At 64.4% G+C, this 17469-nt stretch carries 18 protein-coding genes; 13 read left to right on the forward strand and 5 right to left on the reverse strand.

The annotated features are described in order from the left end of the window. Positions 1 to 845: 845 nt before the first annotated feature. The 8 genes from BKA24_RS06390 to BKA24_RS06425 all read left to right on the forward strand — a co-directional run bounded on the left by BKA24_RS06390 (position 846) and on the right by BKA24_RS06425 (position 7340). Positions 846 to 1544 (forward strand): DsbA family protein, encoded by a 699-nt coding sequence (locus tag BKA24_RS06390; RefSeq protein ID WP_343065974.1) that lies wholly within the window; start codon positions 846 to 848, stop codon positions 1542 to 1544. Between the two features lie 45 nt (positions 1545 to 1589). Next, positions 1590 to 2636 carry a c-type cytochrome biogenesis protein CcsB gene (gene ccsB / locus BKA24_RS06395; RefSeq protein WP_184216265.1) on the forward strand — a complete coding sequence of 349 codons (1047 nt, stop codon included), beginning with the start codon at positions 1590 to 1592 and terminating at the stop codon, positions 2634 to 2636. A 3-nt stretch (positions 2637 to 2639) separates the two neighbouring features. Next, on the forward strand, positions 2640 to 3209 hold the full coding sequence (locus BKA24_RS06400) for a signal peptidase II (protein ID WP_184216267.1): 570 nt from the start codon (positions 2640 to 2642) through the stop codon (positions 3207 to 3209). Positions 3210 to 3391: 182 nt separating this feature from the next. Beyond that, complete coding sequence (locus BKA24_RS06405) at positions 3392 to 4621, forward strand: peptidoglycan DD-metalloendopeptidase family protein (protein WP_343065975.1); 1230 nt, start codon at positions 3392 to 3394, stop codon at positions 4619 to 4621. Between the two features lie 198 nt (positions 4622 to 4819). Beyond that, positions 4820 to 5479, forward strand: coding sequence for a copper resistance protein CopC (locus tag BKA24_RS06410; RefSeq protein ID WP_184216271.1), 660 nt, complete (start codon positions 4820 to 4822; stop codon positions 5477 to 5479). Then, positions 5472 to 6014, forward strand: coding sequence for a signal peptidase II (locus tag BKA24_RS06415; protein ID WP_184216273.1), 543 nt, complete (start codon positions 5472 to 5474; stop codon positions 6012 to 6014). The genes BKA24_RS06410 and BKA24_RS06415 overlap by 8 nt, the downstream gene beginning before the upstream one ends. Next, positions 6011 to 6346 carry a DUF6804 family protein gene (locus BKA24_RS06420; RefSeq protein ID WP_425488708.1) on the forward strand — a complete coding sequence of 112 codons (336 nt, stop codon included), beginning with the start codon at positions 6011 to 6013 and terminating at the stop codon, positions 6344 to 6346. Before BKA24_RS06415 ends, BKA24_RS06420 begins: the two co-directional genes overlap by 4 nt. A gap of 61 nt (positions 6347 to 6407) precedes the next feature. Next, the gene (locus BKA24_RS06425; protein WP_343065977.1) at positions 6408 to 7340 is read left to right on the forward strand and encodes a cytochrome c oxidase assembly protein; all 933 of its coding nucleotides are present in this window, start codon (positions 6408 to 6410) and stop codon (positions 7338 to 7340) included. 454 nt (positions 7341 to 7794) lie between these two features. On the opposite strand, the gene BKA24_RS06430 is transcribed toward BKA24_RS06425, so the two are convergent. Together BKA24_RS06430 and BKA24_RS06435 are read right to left on the reverse strand one after the other, a co-directional pair. Continuing rightward, positions 7795 to 8733 (reverse strand): cation diffusion facilitator family transporter, encoded by a 939-nt coding sequence (locus BKA24_RS06430; RefSeq protein ID WP_184216279.1) that lies wholly within the window; start codon positions 8731 to 8733, stop codon positions 7795 to 7797. After that, positions 8733 to 9116: an ArsR/SmtB family transcription factor gene (locus tag BKA24_RS06435; protein WP_343065978.1), complete on the reverse strand. Its 384-nt coding sequence runs from the start codon at positions 9114 to 9116 to the stop codon at positions 8733 to 8735. Before BKA24_RS06435 ends, BKA24_RS06430 begins: the two co-directional genes overlap by 1 nt. 290 nt (positions 9117 to 9406) lie before the next feature. Here BKA24_RS06435 and BKA24_RS06440 point away from each other — a divergent pair, with 290 nt between their 5' ends. From BKA24_RS06440 to BKA24_RS06455, 4 genes are all read left to right on the forward strand, one after another. Continuing rightward, on the forward strand, positions 9407 to 9913 hold the full coding sequence (locus BKA24_RS06440; protein ID WP_184216281.1) for a hypothetical protein: 507 nt from the start codon (positions 9407 to 9409) through the stop codon (positions 9911 to 9913). A 116-nt stretch (positions 9914 to 10029) separates the two neighbouring features. After that, complete coding sequence (locus tag BKA24_RS06445) at positions 10030 to 10620, forward strand: copper resistance CopC family protein (RefSeq protein ID WP_184216283.1); 591 nt, start codon at positions 10030 to 10032, stop codon at positions 10618 to 10620. Positions 10621 to 10655: 35 nt separating this feature from the next. Further along, positions 10656 to 11213: a copper chaperone PCu(A)C domain-containing protein gene (locus BKA24_RS06450; protein ID WP_184216285.1), complete on the forward strand. Its 558-nt coding sequence runs from the start codon at positions 10656 to 10658 to the stop codon at positions 11211 to 11213. Next, positions 11213 to 12451, forward strand: coding sequence for a Dyp-type peroxidase (locus BKA24_RS06455; RefSeq protein WP_184216287.1), 1239 nt, complete (start codon positions 11213 to 11215; stop codon positions 12449 to 12451). Before BKA24_RS06450 ends, BKA24_RS06455 begins: the two co-directional genes overlap by 1 nt. Positions 12452 to 12856: 405 nt before the next feature. Here the strand turns inward: BKA24_RS06455 and BKA24_RS06460 are convergent, their stop codons facing one another. Further along, the gene (locus BKA24_RS06460) at positions 12857 to 14389 is read right to left on the reverse strand and encodes a SulP family inorganic anion transporter (RefSeq protein WP_184216289.1); all 1533 of its coding nucleotides are present in this window, start codon (positions 14387 to 14389) and stop codon (positions 12857 to 12859) included. Positions 14390 to 14580: 191 nt separating this feature from the next. On the opposite strand from BKA24_RS06460, the gene BKA24_RS06465 reads away from it, so the two are divergent. Next, positions 14581 to 14949 (forward strand): MerR family transcriptional regulator, encoded by a 369-nt coding sequence (locus tag BKA24_RS06465; RefSeq protein ID WP_184216291.1) that lies wholly within the window; start codon positions 14581 to 14583, stop codon positions 14947 to 14949. A 395-nt stretch (positions 14950 to 15344) separates the two neighbouring features. Here BKA24_RS06465 and BKA24_RS06470 read toward each other — a convergent pair whose 3' ends face one another. Together BKA24_RS06470 and nhaA are read right to left on the reverse strand one after the other, a co-directional pair. After that, the gene (locus BKA24_RS06470; protein ID WP_221417288.1) at positions 15345 to 15851 is read right to left on the reverse strand and encodes a hypothetical protein; all 507 of its coding nucleotides are present in this window, start codon (positions 15849 to 15851) and stop codon (positions 15345 to 15347) included. A 79-nt stretch (positions 15852 to 15930) separates the two neighbouring features. Next, positions 15931 to 17289, reverse strand: a complete 1359-nt coding sequence (nhaA, locus tag BKA24_RS06475) for a Na+/H+ antiporter NhaA (protein WP_184216293.1) — start codon at positions 17287 to 17289, stop codon at positions 15931 to 15933. Positions 17290 to 17469: the final 180 nt, after the last annotated feature.

The raw sequence follows: 17469 nt of genomic DNA on the forward strand, positions 1-17469 counted from the left end.
TCATTGTCGGCGTCGTCCTCATCGTGAGGTTGGCTGCTACCCAGCGTCAGGCGCCCGGGCACTCTCATGACGCTTCGTGCGACAACGACGCATCCCAGGATCAGGTCGGTGGATCGGAAGCTACTGGGCAAGGATCACCGCCGCGAACTCCGCTGTGACGGTCCCCGCTGGGGCTGTCACCTCCGTATCCTCACAGCCACTGAATCACCGAGGTCGCCGAGTACCTGAGATAACTTTGAACTACATGTTTCGCATCTCGACGTCCGCACCGGATGCGACCCGTGACCGTTTGTTGATAACGAGAATCGTGACGTGTGTCGCGCTGTCGTTACTGCTCCTCCTCACCGGCGCCGGTATCGGTCATGCGGAGGCCGCGGACGTGAGTGCCCCGTATTCGGGTACGGTGCAGACCGATCAGGAAGAACCACGGTCCGACAACGCTGTCACCGTTCCTACCGCGACGCAGGCAGAAGGCTTCGGTCTTGTCCTGTGCGCGATCGGCCTGTTCTGCGGACTGCTCATCCTCTTGACACCCCAAGGCGGAGTACAGCGACGACGAGTGCACGTTTACGCTCGGTTGCGCCCCCTGCCCCTGTCGCTGATTCCTTGGGTTCAGGCGCCGCCCCGAGCCCCGACGCCTTCTCTGTTGAGCATCTCGCGGACGTGACTGGTAGCTGACGGCACTCGCGTAGACCCTGACCGCGCCTCCCGTACGCCTCGCTCTGACCCGTCCTGCTACCTCTTCGATCGCGGCATCCAAGTCCCGTCCGCGATAACTAGCCGACGCGGTCTCTGCGGCACGCGCTGCTCACAGGTCACCGCATCTGAGCCGTCCATGGCTCTCATTGGCGCGCGCGATCTGCGCAGACGGAAGAAGGACACGAATCATGAAAACACCCGCGAAAGTGACGATCCTCGTCCTCGCCGGTCTCATCGCGGTGGTCATCGGAGCGATCCTCATCGCGGTGATGAACCGGCCTGCAGCCCCCGAACCTGAACCCAGCGGAAGTGCCCTTCCAGGCACCCGGACCAACACACACATCCTGGATGAGGCCGGCCCCGACGCTCCCACGCTTGTCGAGTTCCTCGATTTTGAGTGCGAGGCCTGTGGCGGTCTCTACCCCGTGATCGAGCAGGTCCGCGAGCAGTACCGCGGCGATATCAACTACGCCATCCGGTACTTCCCCATCCCTTCTCACGCCAACTCGATGAACGCTGCCCTCGCCGTCGAAGCCGCCGCCCAGCAGGGAAAGGTCGAGGACATGTACCACCGCATGTTCGAAACGCAAGCGGAGTGGGGGGAGCGCCAAAGCTCAGAGGCGCCCCGGTTCCGCACCTTCGCTGAAGAACTCGGGCTCGACATGACCGCGTTCGACGCGGCGGTCGCAGACCCGGAAACACGAGCGCGCGTGGAGCTCGACTACAACGAAGGCATCGCATGGGACGTTCGAGGAACACCCACGTTCTTCCTGGACGGCGAGGTGCTCGAACTCACCCAGCTGAGCGATCTCACCGATGCGCTTGATGAGGCGATCTCCGACTGATGGCCGACACACCGACACCGCACAACGGCTTGGATCGAGTCCCTCATGGCTGACCCGACGACTCTGACGCTCGATGACATCTCGCTGCTCCTGGTGTGGACGGCTATCGCGATCTACGCGCTCGGGTTCTTGGCGTACGCGACCGACCTTTCCCGCCGCTCATCGTCCACGGTGACGCCTCATCAGACGCCGGTCTTGGCAGGTTCGCGAACCGGGCCTGCGACGGGTCCCTCACCAGAAGACGATCCGCACAGTACTGCGGCCGCCCGTGGTCGCCTCGCGAGTGACAAAGCATCCCGCTATGTGTGGGCACGTATCGGCACCACGCTGACCACCCTCGGGTTTGTCCTCCATCTGGGCGGTACCCTCGCGCGAGGAGTCGCCGCGGACCGTGTGCCGTGGGCGAATATGTATGAGTTCGCTCTGACGGGCACGCTTCTCATCGTTGCCGTCTACCTCACCGTGCTGCGACGGTACGATCTCCGATTCCTCGGTGCTTTCTTGATCGGAATGGTGGTCCTGCTCCTCGGGGGCGCGGCGCTGTCGTTCTACGTCGAAGTGACTCCCTTGATGGACCCGCTGAAGAGCGTCTGGCTGGTGATCCACGTCTTCGTCGCTTCCCTCGCGACGGCACTTTTCGCCATCGCCTGCGGACTATCGGTCACGCAGCTCCTGCAGTCCAGACGAGAACGACACACGGCACCAACCCGCCGGCAAATCGCGCCGCCCGAACCCCCCGTGACTGCGAGAAAGCGAAGCTACCTCGACACCCTTCCTCCTGCGGACACTCTCGAAGCGTTGGCGTACCGCTTCGCGATCGTCGGATTCGTTGCGTGGACATTCACCCTCATCGCCGGCGCGATCTGGGCAAACGATTCATGGGGGCGCTACTGGGGCTTCGACACGAAGGAGGTATGGACCTTCGTGATTTGGGTTCTGTACGCGGGCTACATTCACGCTCGCGCCACCAAAGGGTGGCGAGGAGTGCGGTCAGCATGGCTGTCGATCGTGGGCTTCGCCGCAGTCTTGTTCAACTTCACAGTCGTGAACATGTTCTTCAAAGGTCTCCACTCGTACTCAGGACTGAGCTGACCGATGATCACCAAATCCACATCCACGGCGCTCACCGGAGCGCAGAGGGTCGCGCTGTTCTCTTTGACCGTCACCGTTGCCGCGCTCACCGCGTTAGTCGATCAAGCAACGAAAGCGACCGCGATCATGGAGCTCGCCCCCCGCGGACGTGTCCCTCTCCTAGGAGACCTTTTCGGGCTGCAGCTGGCGTTCAATCCGGGCACTGTCATGTCGCTCGGCGCCGACTCCACCTGGGTCTTGACGACGATCTCCGCGATCGCGTGCGCAGCGCTCCTCATCGGCGCGACCCGCGCCCGCTCAAAGGGGTGGTCGACCGCGATCGGCTTCGTGCTCGGAGGCGCGTCAGGCAACCTCCTCGATCGGTTCCTAGCGCCCCCGGGCGGAGGCAACGGGCACGTCATCGACTTCCTCGCCTACGGCAACCTCTTCATCGGCAACCTGGCCGACATCTTCATCGGCGTGGGGTTCGGCCTCGGGGTCCTCCTGTACGTGCGGAAGCATTCCGCAGGCCGCGACCGTCGGGTTCGCGTACGCCCTGAGCCTGCCAGCGCTGCAGTGGGGGAGCCGAGATGAGAAGCGGTCCAACTGAGTCAGACTGCGGATGCGGGCCCACCCCGTCCGAACTTCGCGACCTTCGCCGAGGTGTCACCCGCCGCGCCGTCGTTGCCGCTGGGGCGCTCGGGGCCCTTATCGCGGGGTTCGCGTCAGGACCGGGCGACCCGGCTTTTGCCGCCAAGTACCCAACGTGGGACGACGTGGAAAAGGCACGACGTAACGAGGCGTCGAAGAACTCGGAGATCGCCCGCATCGAGACGCTCATCCGGTCGCTGCAATCCGATGTGGAGGCCAAACAAGCTGAAGCCGAGCGACTCGGCCAGGAGCACGTGCTCGCCGTCGAAGCATACGAGGACGCTGTCGATCGGGCAGAAACGCTCCAGGCGCAAGCTGATGCGGAGTCCGCCCGGGCAGAAGCCGCCGCGCAAAAACTGGGCATCCTCATCACGGAGCAATACCGTTCCGGGAAGCGTGACCCCGCCCTGGAACTCTTCTTCTCGGGAGAACCCGGTAGTGCTGATGATCTCTTATCGCGCCTGGGCACGATGGACAGACTCGTCGAGGCGAACCGTGAGGTGTATGCCGATGCCACCGGCGCCAGAGACAACGCCCAGAGCCTGAGCGCCCAGGCCGAAGTCGCCCGCGCCGAGCGTGACCGGCGGAAGAACGACGCCGAGAAGAAGATGCAAGCGGCTCAAAACGCAGCCCAAGCAGCCCTCGTCGCGCTGGAAACCCAATCCGAGCACCGAGATGTTCTCGAAGCACAACTCGCCGCCCTTCGAGATACGACCGCGATCACGGTGGCCGATTACCAGACGGGTGTTGAGGTTCGACGCAGGGAACGAGCGGAGCGGATTCGCCGCGAACGCGCAGCCGCCGCAGCGCGCGCAAGAGAAGAAGAGCGCCGACGGCAAGAGGAGGAGCGTGAACAGGCAGCAAACGCAGGAGGTGGTGGTACTGGCGGGAACACCTCTGGCGGCGGCGCTGCCAGCGGTGGCGGACAAGTACAACCGTCCGGTTGGGTCCGTCCAGCGCACGGCGGCGTGACCTCCTACTTCGGATCACGCGGCACCATCTGCAGCAATGGCTACTGCACCGCTAGCGGGCACCGTGGACTCGATTTCGCAGCGAGCTGCGGTGCACCTATCTACGCGGCAGCATCAGGAACAGTCACCTTCGCCGGGTGGAGCGGCTCGTGGGGGAACTACATCAAGATTCTCCACAGCGACGGATCTACCACGGCGTACGCGCACATCCTCAACGGGGGCTACAACGTCAGGTATGGCCAACGGGTACGCGCAGGTCAGCTCATCGCCTACGCCGGTACTACCGGAGCCTCCACAGGATGTCATCTGCATTTCGAGGTATATCGCGACGGCGTTCGAGTGGATCCCGCAGCGCACCTCCGAAACCGAGGAGTACGTGTGTGACGCGCTCGGCTGAAAAGCCGGCGAGCCCAGCCGCGCCGCTGACGCCGCCATCGACGACCCGGCACCTACGTCGACAGCCTCGCCCGATCCCGCTGACGAGAAGTAACCCTTTTCGCCCCCGATCATCAACTGCACCTGAAGGAACCGCACAACATGACCCATATGCCTATTCGCCGACTCAGCCGGAAACCACGATGGGTGCGCCTGGCGATGCTGCTTGTCACCAGCGCAGCCGCTCTCACCTGGGGAATGACTGCCGGCGCGACCTCTGCGACCGCACACGACAGTCTCCTCTCCGCAAGTCCTGAGGCGGACTCCACAACGACTGAGATTCCCGCCGAAGTCACTCTGACATTTAGCGATGAAGTCTTCACGGCAGGAAGTGCGGTCCAGATCGCAGTGATCGCACCAGACGGTGAGGAGATCGTCGCCGGGTCTCCCGCGATCAACGGCAACACCGTCAGCCAGCCGATCACCGAGACCGCGACGCCCGGCACCTTCACTGTGCAGTGGCGGGTCGTCTCTAGCGACGGCCACCCCATCAGCGACGAATACACCTACACTCTCGCGCAGAACACCGGTACCGAGGAATCGACCCCATCGTCGCCGTCGAGCTCCGAGGCTGACCAGGACCCCGCCCCGTCCTCTACGGCAGCAGCGACACAGCCCGCAGACGTTCACTCCGGACCTCGCGAGGGAACCGAGTTCCTGCCGATCATGACGGTGATCGCGGGTGTGGGCGTGGTCGGTGGCGCATTGGTGTCTGTGATGATGGTTGCCCGCGCGCGCCGACGCCGCGACCGCGCCGACGCAAACGCGGCGACCAAGACGGTGGGAGGGAGCGAACGCAATGGCTGACAGCCCGGAAAAGCGGTTTGCGCTGGCGTGCGTCGCCGCTGGCCTCGTGGTGGTGGCTGATCAAGCAACCAAAGCAGCGGCGGTCGCCGGGTTGAGTACAGCTGAAGGTCTCCCACTGCTCGGAGATTTCCTGACGCTACAGCTGGCCTTCAACCCGGGCGGCGTGTTGTCCTTCGGGGCTCAGGCTCCATGGCTGCTCACCGCCTTGGGAATCGTCTCGATCGCTCTCATCGCGACAGCCATGATCCGTGCCCGCACAACACGGTGGGCGGTGGGGCTCGGGATCATTCTCGGAGGAGCGATCGGCAATACGGTTGACCGGCTCTTCTCGCCGCCTGGGTTTGGGGTGGGGCACGTCACCGACTTCCTGGCCTACGGCACCCTGTTCATCGGCAACCTCGCTGACCTCGCCCTTGCCGTGGGCGCGGTCATCCTCATTGCCACGCTGTGGTCTCAGAACCGAGTGCGCCAAGCAAACGGGGCGAGACGATCAAGCTCGGGCAGTGCAGTGTCAACAGTGGGACCCGCCCAGTGATGGCGAAGAAACGCGCCCCGTCCGTCTATCAGCGCAACGCGCTCGCTCCCAGTCTCATAGCGGCCGCGATCCTCTTCCTGGCGCCCGTGCTGCTTGGCGGACCGTGGTTTCTGCTCGTGCTCTTCATCGTTGCGATCCTCGCGCTCATCGTGGCGTGGTTCGCGTTCCAAGCCAAGCAATGGTGGTGGATACCGGCCTTTGCTGCTGTCGCCATCATCTGGAACCCGGCCTACCCCCTCCCCTTCTCGGGGCAGATCTGGTCGGCGGCGCAGCCAGCCGCCGCCGTCCTCTTCTTGATCGCCGGGGCGCTCATCAAGGTGCGCCGCCCATGACTGTCGATGCCGCCAGCGTGGGTCGCAGGGCTCAGCTGCGACACGCATGAGAGGGACGGCGTTGAGCGACCCGCCGACGTTAAGCGATTTCGTCAGTTACATCCCCCTCGAGCTCCCGGTACTTCCCGCCGTAGGAGTACTTCTCGCGGCGGTGTACCTTGCCGGTGCGATACGGCTGTGGAAGGCGGGACGACGCTGGCCTGTATGGCGATCGTTGAGCTTCCTGCTCGGGTGCATCGCCCTCGCGGCTATCACCGGGTTGGGCGTCGAGGCGTACGGCTACGCACTGTTCTCAGTGTTTATGTTTCAGCAGCTCACCCTCATGATGGCCATCCCGCCACTCCTGGTCCTCGGATCGCCGGGAACACTGCTACTCCGTGCAACCCCTCACCGCGGGGTAGGACGCGCGGTGCTACGTGCAGCGCATGGTGGCCTCCGCAGCCGCGCCGCACGATGGGTGCTCAGCCCGTGGGTCGCGCTGCCGGTCTACCTGTCTGCGTTTTACGGCCTCTATCTCGTCAACCTTGCCGACCCCGTCCTCGCGAACCCTTTCGGGCACATCGCCCTGGAGATCAGCTTCCTCATCGCGGGGATAGTGTTCACCATCCCGGTGCTCTCCGACGACCCTCTTCCCATACGGATGAGTGAGGGCGCCCGGGCGTTAGACGTGTTCGTCGAAACAGCACTGCACGCGTTTTTCGGCGTCTTCCTGATGGTGGCGCCCAGCCTTCTCATCAGTTCGTTCGAGGCGTCCTCACTGACGCTCGGGATCGATCCGCTCGCAGATCAGCAGGTGGCGGGTGGGCTGGCCTGGTCCTACGGGGAAGCTCCCACCCTCTTGATGCTGATGTTCGCAATGCACCGGTGGTTCCGCGTCAGCACCGCACGCGACGCCGCTGACGCACGGTATGCCGACGTTCACGGTGACCCTGAGCTCGACGCATACAACACCTACCTCACATCCCTCCGGCGTAAGGGTGATGGGAATGCGTAGGTCGCCTGTGCAGAACCGCACCCGGTGGGCCGCCCCATGACTTGGATCGGTGACGTCCTGCAGCTGCGCCCCATCGAAGGTCGGTTGACCGTCGCTGAGCGAGCGGCGTGTATCGAAGTATTCGTCCGGCTCGCGCGCGCGGCGGAAGCATCCGAGGGCACTCAGCTTCAAGCAGAGAACGCGGACGATGTTGACCCCTGCGACGTCAGAGGTATCGAGTGGGCTGAGGCATGTGGGCAGGTGGCGGTCGCCCTCGGGTGCCCATCGACATCCGACCGAGAGCGGATCCGGGCAGCTCTCACGGTCTGCCGTGTTACGTGCGCCGCGTACGCCCAAGAGTGCGAGGGCAGAGCAGCAGTCACAGCTCGATGCCGCGACCGTTTGGTGGCCAGCCGCGACTGTGAGGAGGCATGCGCGGCGCTTCTCGCAGTGATGTGATCACGACGGAACTCGCCTAGGCGTGTCGAGTCGACGACGGTTCGGAGTCCTGGATATGTGCGGTCTCGATCTGGAACGTCGAATGCAGGATCGACACGGGGAAGTGGTCAGCGACACATTCCTTGACGCTCGTGAGAACTTCGGCGGCGTGGCCATCGGTGAAGCATTCGTCCTCGACGACGACGTGAGCAGTGATCGTCGGTAGGCCGGTGGCGACCGTCGATGCGTGCAGGTCGTGCACATCCTTCACGTGATCCAGCTCGAGGATATGTGCACGCACCGCGTCGAGGTCCAGGCCTTGAGGAGTGAACTCCATCAGCACACTGCCGGTCTCGCGCATCAGCTTGAAAGCGCGCGGCACGATTAGCGCAGCGATGAACAAGCCAGCGATTGCGTCCGCCTGCAGAAACCCTGTGGTTGCGATGACGATGGCTGCGACGATCACGCCTAGTGAACCGAGAGCGTCGTTAAGGACTTCCAAGAACGCTGCGCGCATGTTGAAGTTCGCTGCCCTGCTGGAGGACAGGATGACGATCGCGACGATGTTAGCCGCCAGACCAACGACTCCAAATACCAGCAGCTCACCGGCAGGAACCTCGGGCGGCTCAAACAACCTCCGCACACCCTCAACTGCGGTGTACGTCCCTACAACCAGTAGCAGCGATGCCTGCGCCAGGGCGGCGATTACCTCGATGCGACGGAAACCCCATGTGCGCTTCGCCGTCGCGGGACGCAGCATCAAGCTCGCGGCAATCAACGCAACCAGCAACCCCGACGCGTCGGTGACGGCGTGCGCGGTGTCTGTGAGCAGGGCGAGGCTTCCCGTGACGAAAGCGCCAACCGCTTGAACGATGACCAGCGTGGCGGTTATCGCAAAAGCAACCCACAGTCTCCGTCGAAAATCGCGTGGTGCCGCACCCGCACTCGGGACTGCGTGATCGTGTCCAGCACCCATCAGGACACCTCCTGTGAACCGAGCGTCTGCTTTCCGTGAAGGTGCCCCTGGAGAACAGCGCTGTCGCCTGTGGCTCGAAGAAGTGACCCGGCTGCGTCGAACAGCCCCGCCAATTGAGTCGGCTCAGCTATCGCATACCAGGACGCACGCCCGACTGGCCGTGTTGTCACGAGGCCGCACTCCAATAGGAATGCGAGGTGTCGGCTCACCGTGGACTGCGCCAAGCCGAGATGCGCAACAAGGTCCCTGACCTTGTGCTCACCGAGGGAAAGGTGCTGCAGGACGGCGAGACGGGAAGGCTCGCTGAGCGCCTGGAACAGGTGCGCGTAGATCCGGTTGGCGTCATCGCGGAACGTGTCGGGAGATACCTGATTGATCGTCACAGAGCGATGATATCGCTGTAATGCGGTATGAGCAACATTACCGCGGGCGGGACGACTCTAGAGTCACCCCCAACAGGCGGGGTCATATGCGTCACTGTTAAGTGAAGGGCGGAACGAGCGTCATGCTTGCCTCCGCCCGGGCTGCCCCGGCGTGGGTGACGGCCTGACACAATAGGGGAATGCCTCAGTCCCGAGTGACCCGCGTTATGCGAGGTCTGCTCGCGGCGTGTGTCGCGACATTCGCGGCGTTGGTGTCGCACGTCTCAGGCGGAGGTGAGGTGCCGGGTTGGGTGGGCATCCTCGTTCCCCTGGTGCTGTCTGTGGTTGTGTGCACTGTTCTTGCGGGGCGGCGCCTGTCGGCGTGGCGGCTGACGCTCGCGGTAATGGCCAGTCAATTCCTGTTCCACAACCTGTTCATCCTCGGCACGGTCTCTGCGTCCCCGATGCCGATGCGTGCGGACCGTCACATGCACGGCAGCGTCGTGATGCCTGACATGGGGATGACTGCACCGGCGTCGGTGGTCCCGCAGGACGTGTGGATGCCGATGATGCATGCGATTGCAGTGCTGGTGACGGTCGCTGCGCTGTACCGCGGTGAGCGCATGTTCAACCGGCTGCGCGAGATCGCGATGATCCTCGTTGCGTGGGTTCGTGTTCTGCTGCCCGCCCTGGTCGTGCTGCCCGTCGAGGGATGCAGTCAGTTGGTACCGGCGGCGGCTGTGCCGGTTCGGCGCAAGCGTTCTCCGTTGGTATGGTCTGCTGCTCGCCGTGGGCCGCCGCTGATTGCTGCGTTCTGACTCCCGCCGACCGTTCCCAAGTGGTGGGCATGCTTCGGCGTTCTCTTCGCGCTTCTGGTTGAGCGCTCCTATGTCTTTTGCGCCCGGCAGTCGGGTGCCTGCGAGAGGTTTCTCGAATGTCACCGTTCCGCAAATTCGCGGTCGGGGTGGCGGCAGCGGTCGTTGTTGTGTTGACGACAGCTGTCCCCGCATCGGCCCACGACGAGTTAGTGTCCAGCACTCCCGCCGTTGACGACCGTTTAGAGACGGCACCTACGGGGCTGTCATTGGAGTTTTCGGCTGACGTGATGGAGCTGGGCGCTCTGATTATGGTCGCGGACGGGGCGGGAGGGGATTGGGCTGACGGCACCCCGACGGTTGACAGAACTTCGGTCACCATTCCCGTCACGGAAGGCATGCCTTCGGGTGGGTATGAAGTGCGGTGGCGGGTGGTATCCGCAGATGGTCACCCCATCTCCGGAGTGATCCCGTTCACTGTTGGCGATGGGGAACCGCTAGTACGGGAACCCGCTGCAGCCGACGGCGCTGAGGTGGACGCGGGCGCAGGAAACGACGCGCAGGCAAGTCAGAACGCACAGGACATGGGCGGCATCCCACGGGTTGTCGTCATCGGTGGCATCGGCGCGGCGGTAGCTGTAGCGGTGTTTGCCCCCATACTTCTCCTTCGCCGCCGGCATGCGGCCGGCACCAGCAGCCCGGAGCAGTAAGCCCGGCGCTGGAACACTCTTGAAAGGCACTTTCTGTGATCCCTCGCACCACTTCCACCCGTCTCGGCCTGATCCTGGCCGCGGCCGCGCTGACCCTCACCGGCTGCGCATCGACCACCCCCGGACCGGCTGCAAGCACGGACGCCGATACGGTGGTCGCTGGCGACTCGGTGTCAATGACCGATTCGTGGGTGAAAGCTGCCGACTCGGGCATGTCCGCCGCGTTCGGTGAGCTCACCAACGACAGCAACACCGACGTGACCGTCGTATCCGCCACTACCGAGGTGTCCTCGATGCTCGAGCTGCATGAGACGGTCGAGAACGAGAACGGCGAGATGGTGATGCGTCAGATCGAGGGTGGGTTCACCATCCCCGCCGGTGACACGCTCTCCCTCGAACCTGGCGGAAACCACATCATGATGATGGATCTCCCTGCTCCGCTTGCCGCGGGCGAGGAAGCCACCTTCATCCTCACCTTCTCCGACGACAGCACGTACGAATTCACCGCGCCGGTGAAGGACTACTCCGGCGCGAACGAGAACTATGAGGGCGGCGACATGGACATGGGCGGCGACATGGACTCGGACGGCTGATGAGCCCCCGCGATCGGAACGAACGACCCGGTCGTGCCGGCGCGACCCGGCGGCAGTTTCTCCTTGGAGGAGCTGTCGCCGGTGTCGGCGCTGCTGCCGCGATCGCGATCGACGCGGGCCTGAACGCCGCGGACAACACCGCCGTTCGTACGTCGGTCTCAGAACCGCTCAACGGTGACGTCACGGTCCCGTTCTACGGCGCACATCAGGCCGGGATCGACACGGCTGCCCAAGCGCACGGACTGTTCCTCGCGTTCGACCTGCTGCCCACCACGGACCGAGACGCGCTGCGCCGCATGATGCGGATCCTCACCGATGACGCTGCTCGCATGACGCAGGGGAAGTCGGCCCTGGCCGACTCGGAACCGGAACTCGCCGTCACCCCCTCCCGCCTCACCGTCACGTTCGGGTTCGGGCCCGGGCTGGTCGAACGAGCTGGCGGCGCCCGCCCCGGGTGGCTCGCCCCGTTACCGGCGTTTTCGATCGACCGGCTGCAGAAGGAGTACAGCGACGGTGACCTGCTGATCCAGATCGCCGCCGACGACCCTCTCACCGTCGCCCACACCTCCCGGATGATGCTGAAAGACACCCGGAGCTTTGCCACCTTGCGGTGGTCGCAGCAAGGGTTCCGCCGTGCCCACGGGTCGGTGAAGCCGGGCACCACGATGCGGAACCTGTTTGGTCAGGTGGACGGGACCAGCAACCCCGAACCGGGCACCGCCGACTTCGACACGGTCGTGTGGAACACCACCGACGGGTGGGCAGCCGACGGCACCGGCATAGTCGTGCGGCGTATCGCGATGGACCTCGACAAGTGGGACCGGCTCGACCGGCCAGGCCGCGACCAGTCCGTGGGCCGCTACCAGTCCAACGGGGCACCGCTGACGGGAACCGACGAGTTCGACGAACCCGACTTCACCGCGAAAACCCCAATCGGGTTCCCCGTGATCCCCGAGTTCTCCCATCTGCGCCGCTCCCGCAGCGAGAACACTGCCGAGCGAATCTTCCGCCGCGCGTTCAACTACGACGACACCCCCACGCCCGGGCAGATCTCCAACGCGGGACTCATCTTCGTGTCCTTCCAAGCCGACATCGAAAAACAGTTCACCCCGATCCAGCGCCGCCTAGACGAGCTCGACCTCCTCAACGAGTGGACCGCCCCGATCGGCTCGGCCGTCTTCGCCGCCCCGCCCGGGTGCGCCGAAGGCGGCTACATCGGCGAAACCCTCCTCACCTGAAATCACCTTTGACCGCCATAGCCACCGTGGAGAGTCTGCCGCCTCACCTCGTAAACCCACTCGGTTTGGCATACTCCTCCCACGCCCCCTTCCCTGTGCTCTTACTTCTCAGCCTGCGCTCTCCCCGGCCTTGGTGGAGTAGCGAGAAAGCTGCCGCCCCGTAAGGGTGACGGTAGGTGGGGCACCAACTCCCTCCGGTGCCTCACGGTGATCACACGGGTGGTGCCAACTGATCACCAGTTCGGGCAGGTCGTTTCGGTGCGACCTGCCCGAACCTCGTCCAAAAGCGAAGGCGCACCTTCTTTGCCGAAAACGATCGTTTACGGCTGTGCCGTGTCGAACGCGCGAGAACGCCCGCCGGAAACGCGGTTCGTAACCTTGTTTCGGCGGGCGTTTTCGGTTGGGTTAGTGGCTGCCGCCGAGGTTGCCGGTGAGGCGTCCGTGGAAGGCGGTGGCGGTGTCGTTGAGGCCTTCGATGTGGACGGTTTTGCCGTGGTGTTCGTACTTGGTGACGATGGCGTCGAGGGCGGCGACGGTGGAGGCGTCCCAGACGTGTGAGCGGGTCATGTCGATGATGACTCGTTCGGGGTCATCGTTGTATTCGAACTGCGTGGTCAGGTCGTTGCTGGAAGCGAAGAACAGCTCCCCGTCGACGGCGTAGTACGCGGTCGGGACGGCAGCGGTGTCGTCGACGGTGCGGGTGACGGTGACGAAGTGCGCGACGCGGCGGGCGAACATGATCATCGCGGCGATGACGCCGAGGATCACGCCGATGGCGAGGTTGTGGGTCCAGACGGTCGCGATCACGGTGATGAGCATCACGGCGGTCTCGCTCTTGGGCATCCGCTTGAGGGTGTTCATTCGGATGCTGTGCCAGTCGAACGTCGCGATCGCGACGACGATCATGACCGCGACGAGGGCGGCCATGGGGATGATGGCGACGACGTCGCCGAGGGCGAGGACCAGGACGAGGAGGAAGACGCCGGCGAGGAAGGTGGAGATGCGCGTGCGGGCGCCGGAGGCCTTCACGTTGATCATGGTCTGGCCGATCATGGCGCAACCGCCCATGCCGCCGAACGCTCCGGAGAGGACGTTCGCGACGCCCTGACCCCATGCTTCGCGGGTCTTGCGGGAGTGGGTGTCGGTGATGTCGTCGACGAGCTTCGCGGTCATGAGGGACTCGAGCAGGCCGACCACCGCCATCGCGAGGGCGTAGGGGGCGATGATCTGCAGTGTCTCGAAGGTGAGCGGCACATTCGGAATGAACAGTGCCGGCAGGCTCTCGGGGAGTTCTCCCTGGTCGCCCACGTTCGGGACAAGCCAGCCTGTCGTGACGACGACGACGGTGAGCAGCACGATCGCGACCAGCGGTGCCGGGATGATCTTGGTGAACCGGGGCATCACGAACATGATCACCAGGCCCACAGCGACCAGCGGGTACACCAGCCACGGAATGTTCGCCCCGAACAGCTGGGGGAACTGAGAGGTGAAGATGAGGATCGCCAAGGCGTTCACGAACCCGACCATCACCGACCGAGGGATGAAGCGCATCAGCTTGGCGACGCCGAGGACGGCGAACACGATCTGGATGAGCCCACCGAGGAGGACTGTCGCGATGAAGTAGTCCATCCCGTGCTCACGGGCGACGGGTGCGATGACGAGCGCGATGGCGCCGGTCGCGGCGGTGATCATCGCGGGTCGGCCGCCGAGGAACGCGATCGCGACGGCCATCACGAACGAGGAGAACAACCCGACGCGGGGGTCCACGCCCGCGATGATCGAGAATGCGATCGCCTCCGGGATCAGGGCAAGGGCCACAACGAGGCCGGCGAGGACTTCGCGGGTGAGGAGCTTTGGGCTGCGCAGCGCTTGCAGCACGGTGGGTTCGATTCGGTATCGCGCTTTGGTGTCGCGCGCAGGGCTGACAGCGGTCAACATGCCTCCATGGGTAGAGCTCTCCCTAGGAGAGCGGTCGTTGAGGGTGCGCCCGTGAGCGCGGCGCCGGATGCCCGACGCAGGAGAATGGGGGAGGGTGCTGATCGCACCCTGGAACAAACATCACGTAACGTGAGAGTTCAAATGTAACGTAACGTGAGGTTTGCTGTCGAATCGGAAGGGATACGGTCGCGATGGAGGAAGAGACCGCCCGTATAGGCGAGGTCACCGAGCGCACAGAGCTGTCCTCCCGGACCCTGCGTCACTATGACGAAATCGGGCTGGTCACTCCCTCCGCGCGCACCGAGGGCGGGTTCCGGCTCTACACCGAGGCCGATATCGCGCGCATCCTCCTGATCCGTCGGATGAAGCCGCTCGGGTTCACTCTCGACGAGATGAGGGAACTGCTGGACGTTGTCGACGCCCTCGCGGCATCACCGGACGACGTCGACCTGCGGAAGCGGCTCGACGCGATCCGCGACGAAACCGCAGAGCGGCGAGAGAAGCTCAGCCGACAAGTCGCCATGGCCGACGAGTTCATGGAGCAACTCTCACAAGTCTGAGTCCAGGGCGGCGGGTTGCCTCAGTCCTCGAGGAGTTCCACTCGAGTTCGCTGCGCTACCGCTTCGCGGAGCGGGCGAACAGCGTCCGCGTCCCACGACTCCAGGTTGGGGAATGACCACTCGAACACCTCGCCCCTCGGGTTGGAGGGGAGCTCACCGGCCCCGCCGGGCAGCCGATCGACGTCGTCCGAGAGGTTCGTGATGACATCAAGGACCGTGTGGAAGAGCTCGTGGCCAGTCTCGTCTCGCAGGACGTATCTCGCGCGCAGCGCTGACGAATGAAGTGGTTCGGGTGGGCCAGGGGGGAATGGCCCACCCGAACCTCCGGCGCAGTCTGCGAAGTAACTTGCCGGCTGCGGCACTGATAGTGCCGCAGCGCGCTGGGGGACGCGCGTCTAGAGGTACTCAGATCGTGCTGCGTGGGCGATCGAATGATCGCGGATGTCGTCCCAGTCGAGAACCACGACGCCGTGGAGGCCGGTGGGGTCGTCGCATCGGTCGAGAAGTCGTTCTGTGAGAGCTGACACATCGGTGCAGCCGCTGACGTTGAGGAAAGTGACTTCGACGTCTCGCGCCTTCTCGCGTTCGAGGTTCGAGTGAAGCCGAGCGCCGAGCCCTGAGGCGATGCGATCAAACCTCCCCGCGTGGCGGGGAGCGAGCATGACCGCGAACAGGATGTGGCGGACGGATGTTGTTCGAGCCGCTGTGGCAAGCGCAAGAGTCCCCAGTGCACGGAGTCGCTCCGGTCCGGTGTGGCGGTCATCGGTGCGAAGGTCGGCGAATGCGAGCACGGCTCGGGGTGCAGAGTTCGGAGCCGATGCGCGCGACGCGTGGTCGAGGGCAGACATTCCCCGCGCCAAGGGGGTGTCGACGTCACCGAGCAGCACAGTGCTGTGACTCATGGTTTGCCTTCCGTTGGAGGGAACGGTCGACGACCGTTGCCGACCAGACTTCCCGGCTCACCATGACTTGCCTGCGACCCTACTCCTTGTCTGCTCTTGCGCCTCTCTCTTCCTGGTAAATGTCGGGGGTTCCGTCCGCGTCCTTATCTACGGCCTCGGCCGCTGAGATTTGGCGGTACCGGCGGTTACGAGCCAGGAGGATTCCTGCTGCGCCGAGGGAGGCGAGGAGTGATGCGATCATGATCGCGATCTTCGCGTCGTCGCCCTCCGTCGAGCCGGAGGGGAAGCTGAGTTCCGCGATCAGGAGCGACACGGTGAACCCGATCCCCGCCAGGAGCGAGACACCGAGCATGTCGACCCACCGCAGCGCGGGGTGGAGGCGGATTTTCGTCACAAGGGTGAGAGTGCGGACGGCAAGAAGGATGCCGATCGGTTTGCCGAGGACGAGGCCTGCGACGATACCGAGAGCGACCGGGTCGGTCGCGGCGCGGAGAATCCCGTCCGCGCCGCCCACGGCGACTCCGGCAGCGAAGAAGGCGAACACGGGTACAGCGAACCCTGCGGACACGGGCCGGAAGCGATGCTCAAACTCGTGCGCGAGGTCCTTTGCGCGCGGTCCTTCTGTGACGCCGCGTGCAGGCTTGACGGGGATCGTGAAGGCGAGAGCGACGCCTGCGATGGTGGCGTGTATGCCGGATGCGTGGAGGAACGCCCATGCGATGAAGCCGATCGGGAGCAACACCAGCCAGGCCATCGATGGGCGGTTCGCGAAGAGTGCACGGTATCGCTGGGCGATAAACCCGTAGCCCGCGATGACTCCGGCCGCGATGAGTAGCGGGAGCACCGCGATGTCTTCGGTGTAGAAGATGGCGATGATGCCGATGGCGATTAGGTCATCCACGACAGCGAGAGTCAGCAGGAAGATCCGCAGTGGGCTGGGAAGGTGTGAGCCGACGAGAGCGAGGACTGCGACGGCGAACGCGATGTCGGTGGCCGTGGGGATTGCCCACCCTTGGGCCAGCCCGTCCTGCCCGCGCACCACAGCGACGTAGATAAGCGCTGGGACGGCCACTCCGCCGATCGCAGCAGTGACGGGGACGACTGCGGTACTGAAACGTCGAAGGTCGCCGGCGACGATCTCCCGTTTGAGCTCGAGGCCTACCAGGAAGAAGAAGATTGCGAGCAACCCATCGGCCGCCCATGCTCCTAATGAGAGTTCCAGGTGCCACGGCTCGTACCCGAAGCGGAAGTCGCGGAGCGCGAAGTAGCTGTCCGTGGCGGGAGAGTTTGCCCAGATGATGGCAGCGACCGCAGCGATCACGAGCAGGGCGCCGCCCACAGCCTCCTTGCGGAGGATTTCGGATACTCGCGCGGCTTCGGCGTAGCCCTGCCAACGTGGGGCGCGGGTTTCCGTACGGTCGCTGGTCGGCACGGTCACAGGGAGGCCTCCGGGAGGGTCGATAGACAGAATGTCGACCAGGCTTCCCGACGCACCACTCCCAGCCTATCGGGTACCCCTGAGAAGGCTATGCACGTGGCGGTCACTGCATTACGGTGAATCCCTGGTGTGCCGGGAAGTCTGGTCGGCGCCGGTGCGGAGCGCGCCGGGACGATGAAC

Origin of the sequence: Microbacterium marinum (assembly GCF_014204835.1) — a bacterium.
Lineage (GTDB): Bacteria > Actinomycetota > Actinomycetes > Actinomycetales > Microbacteriaceae > Microbacterium > Microbacterium marinum.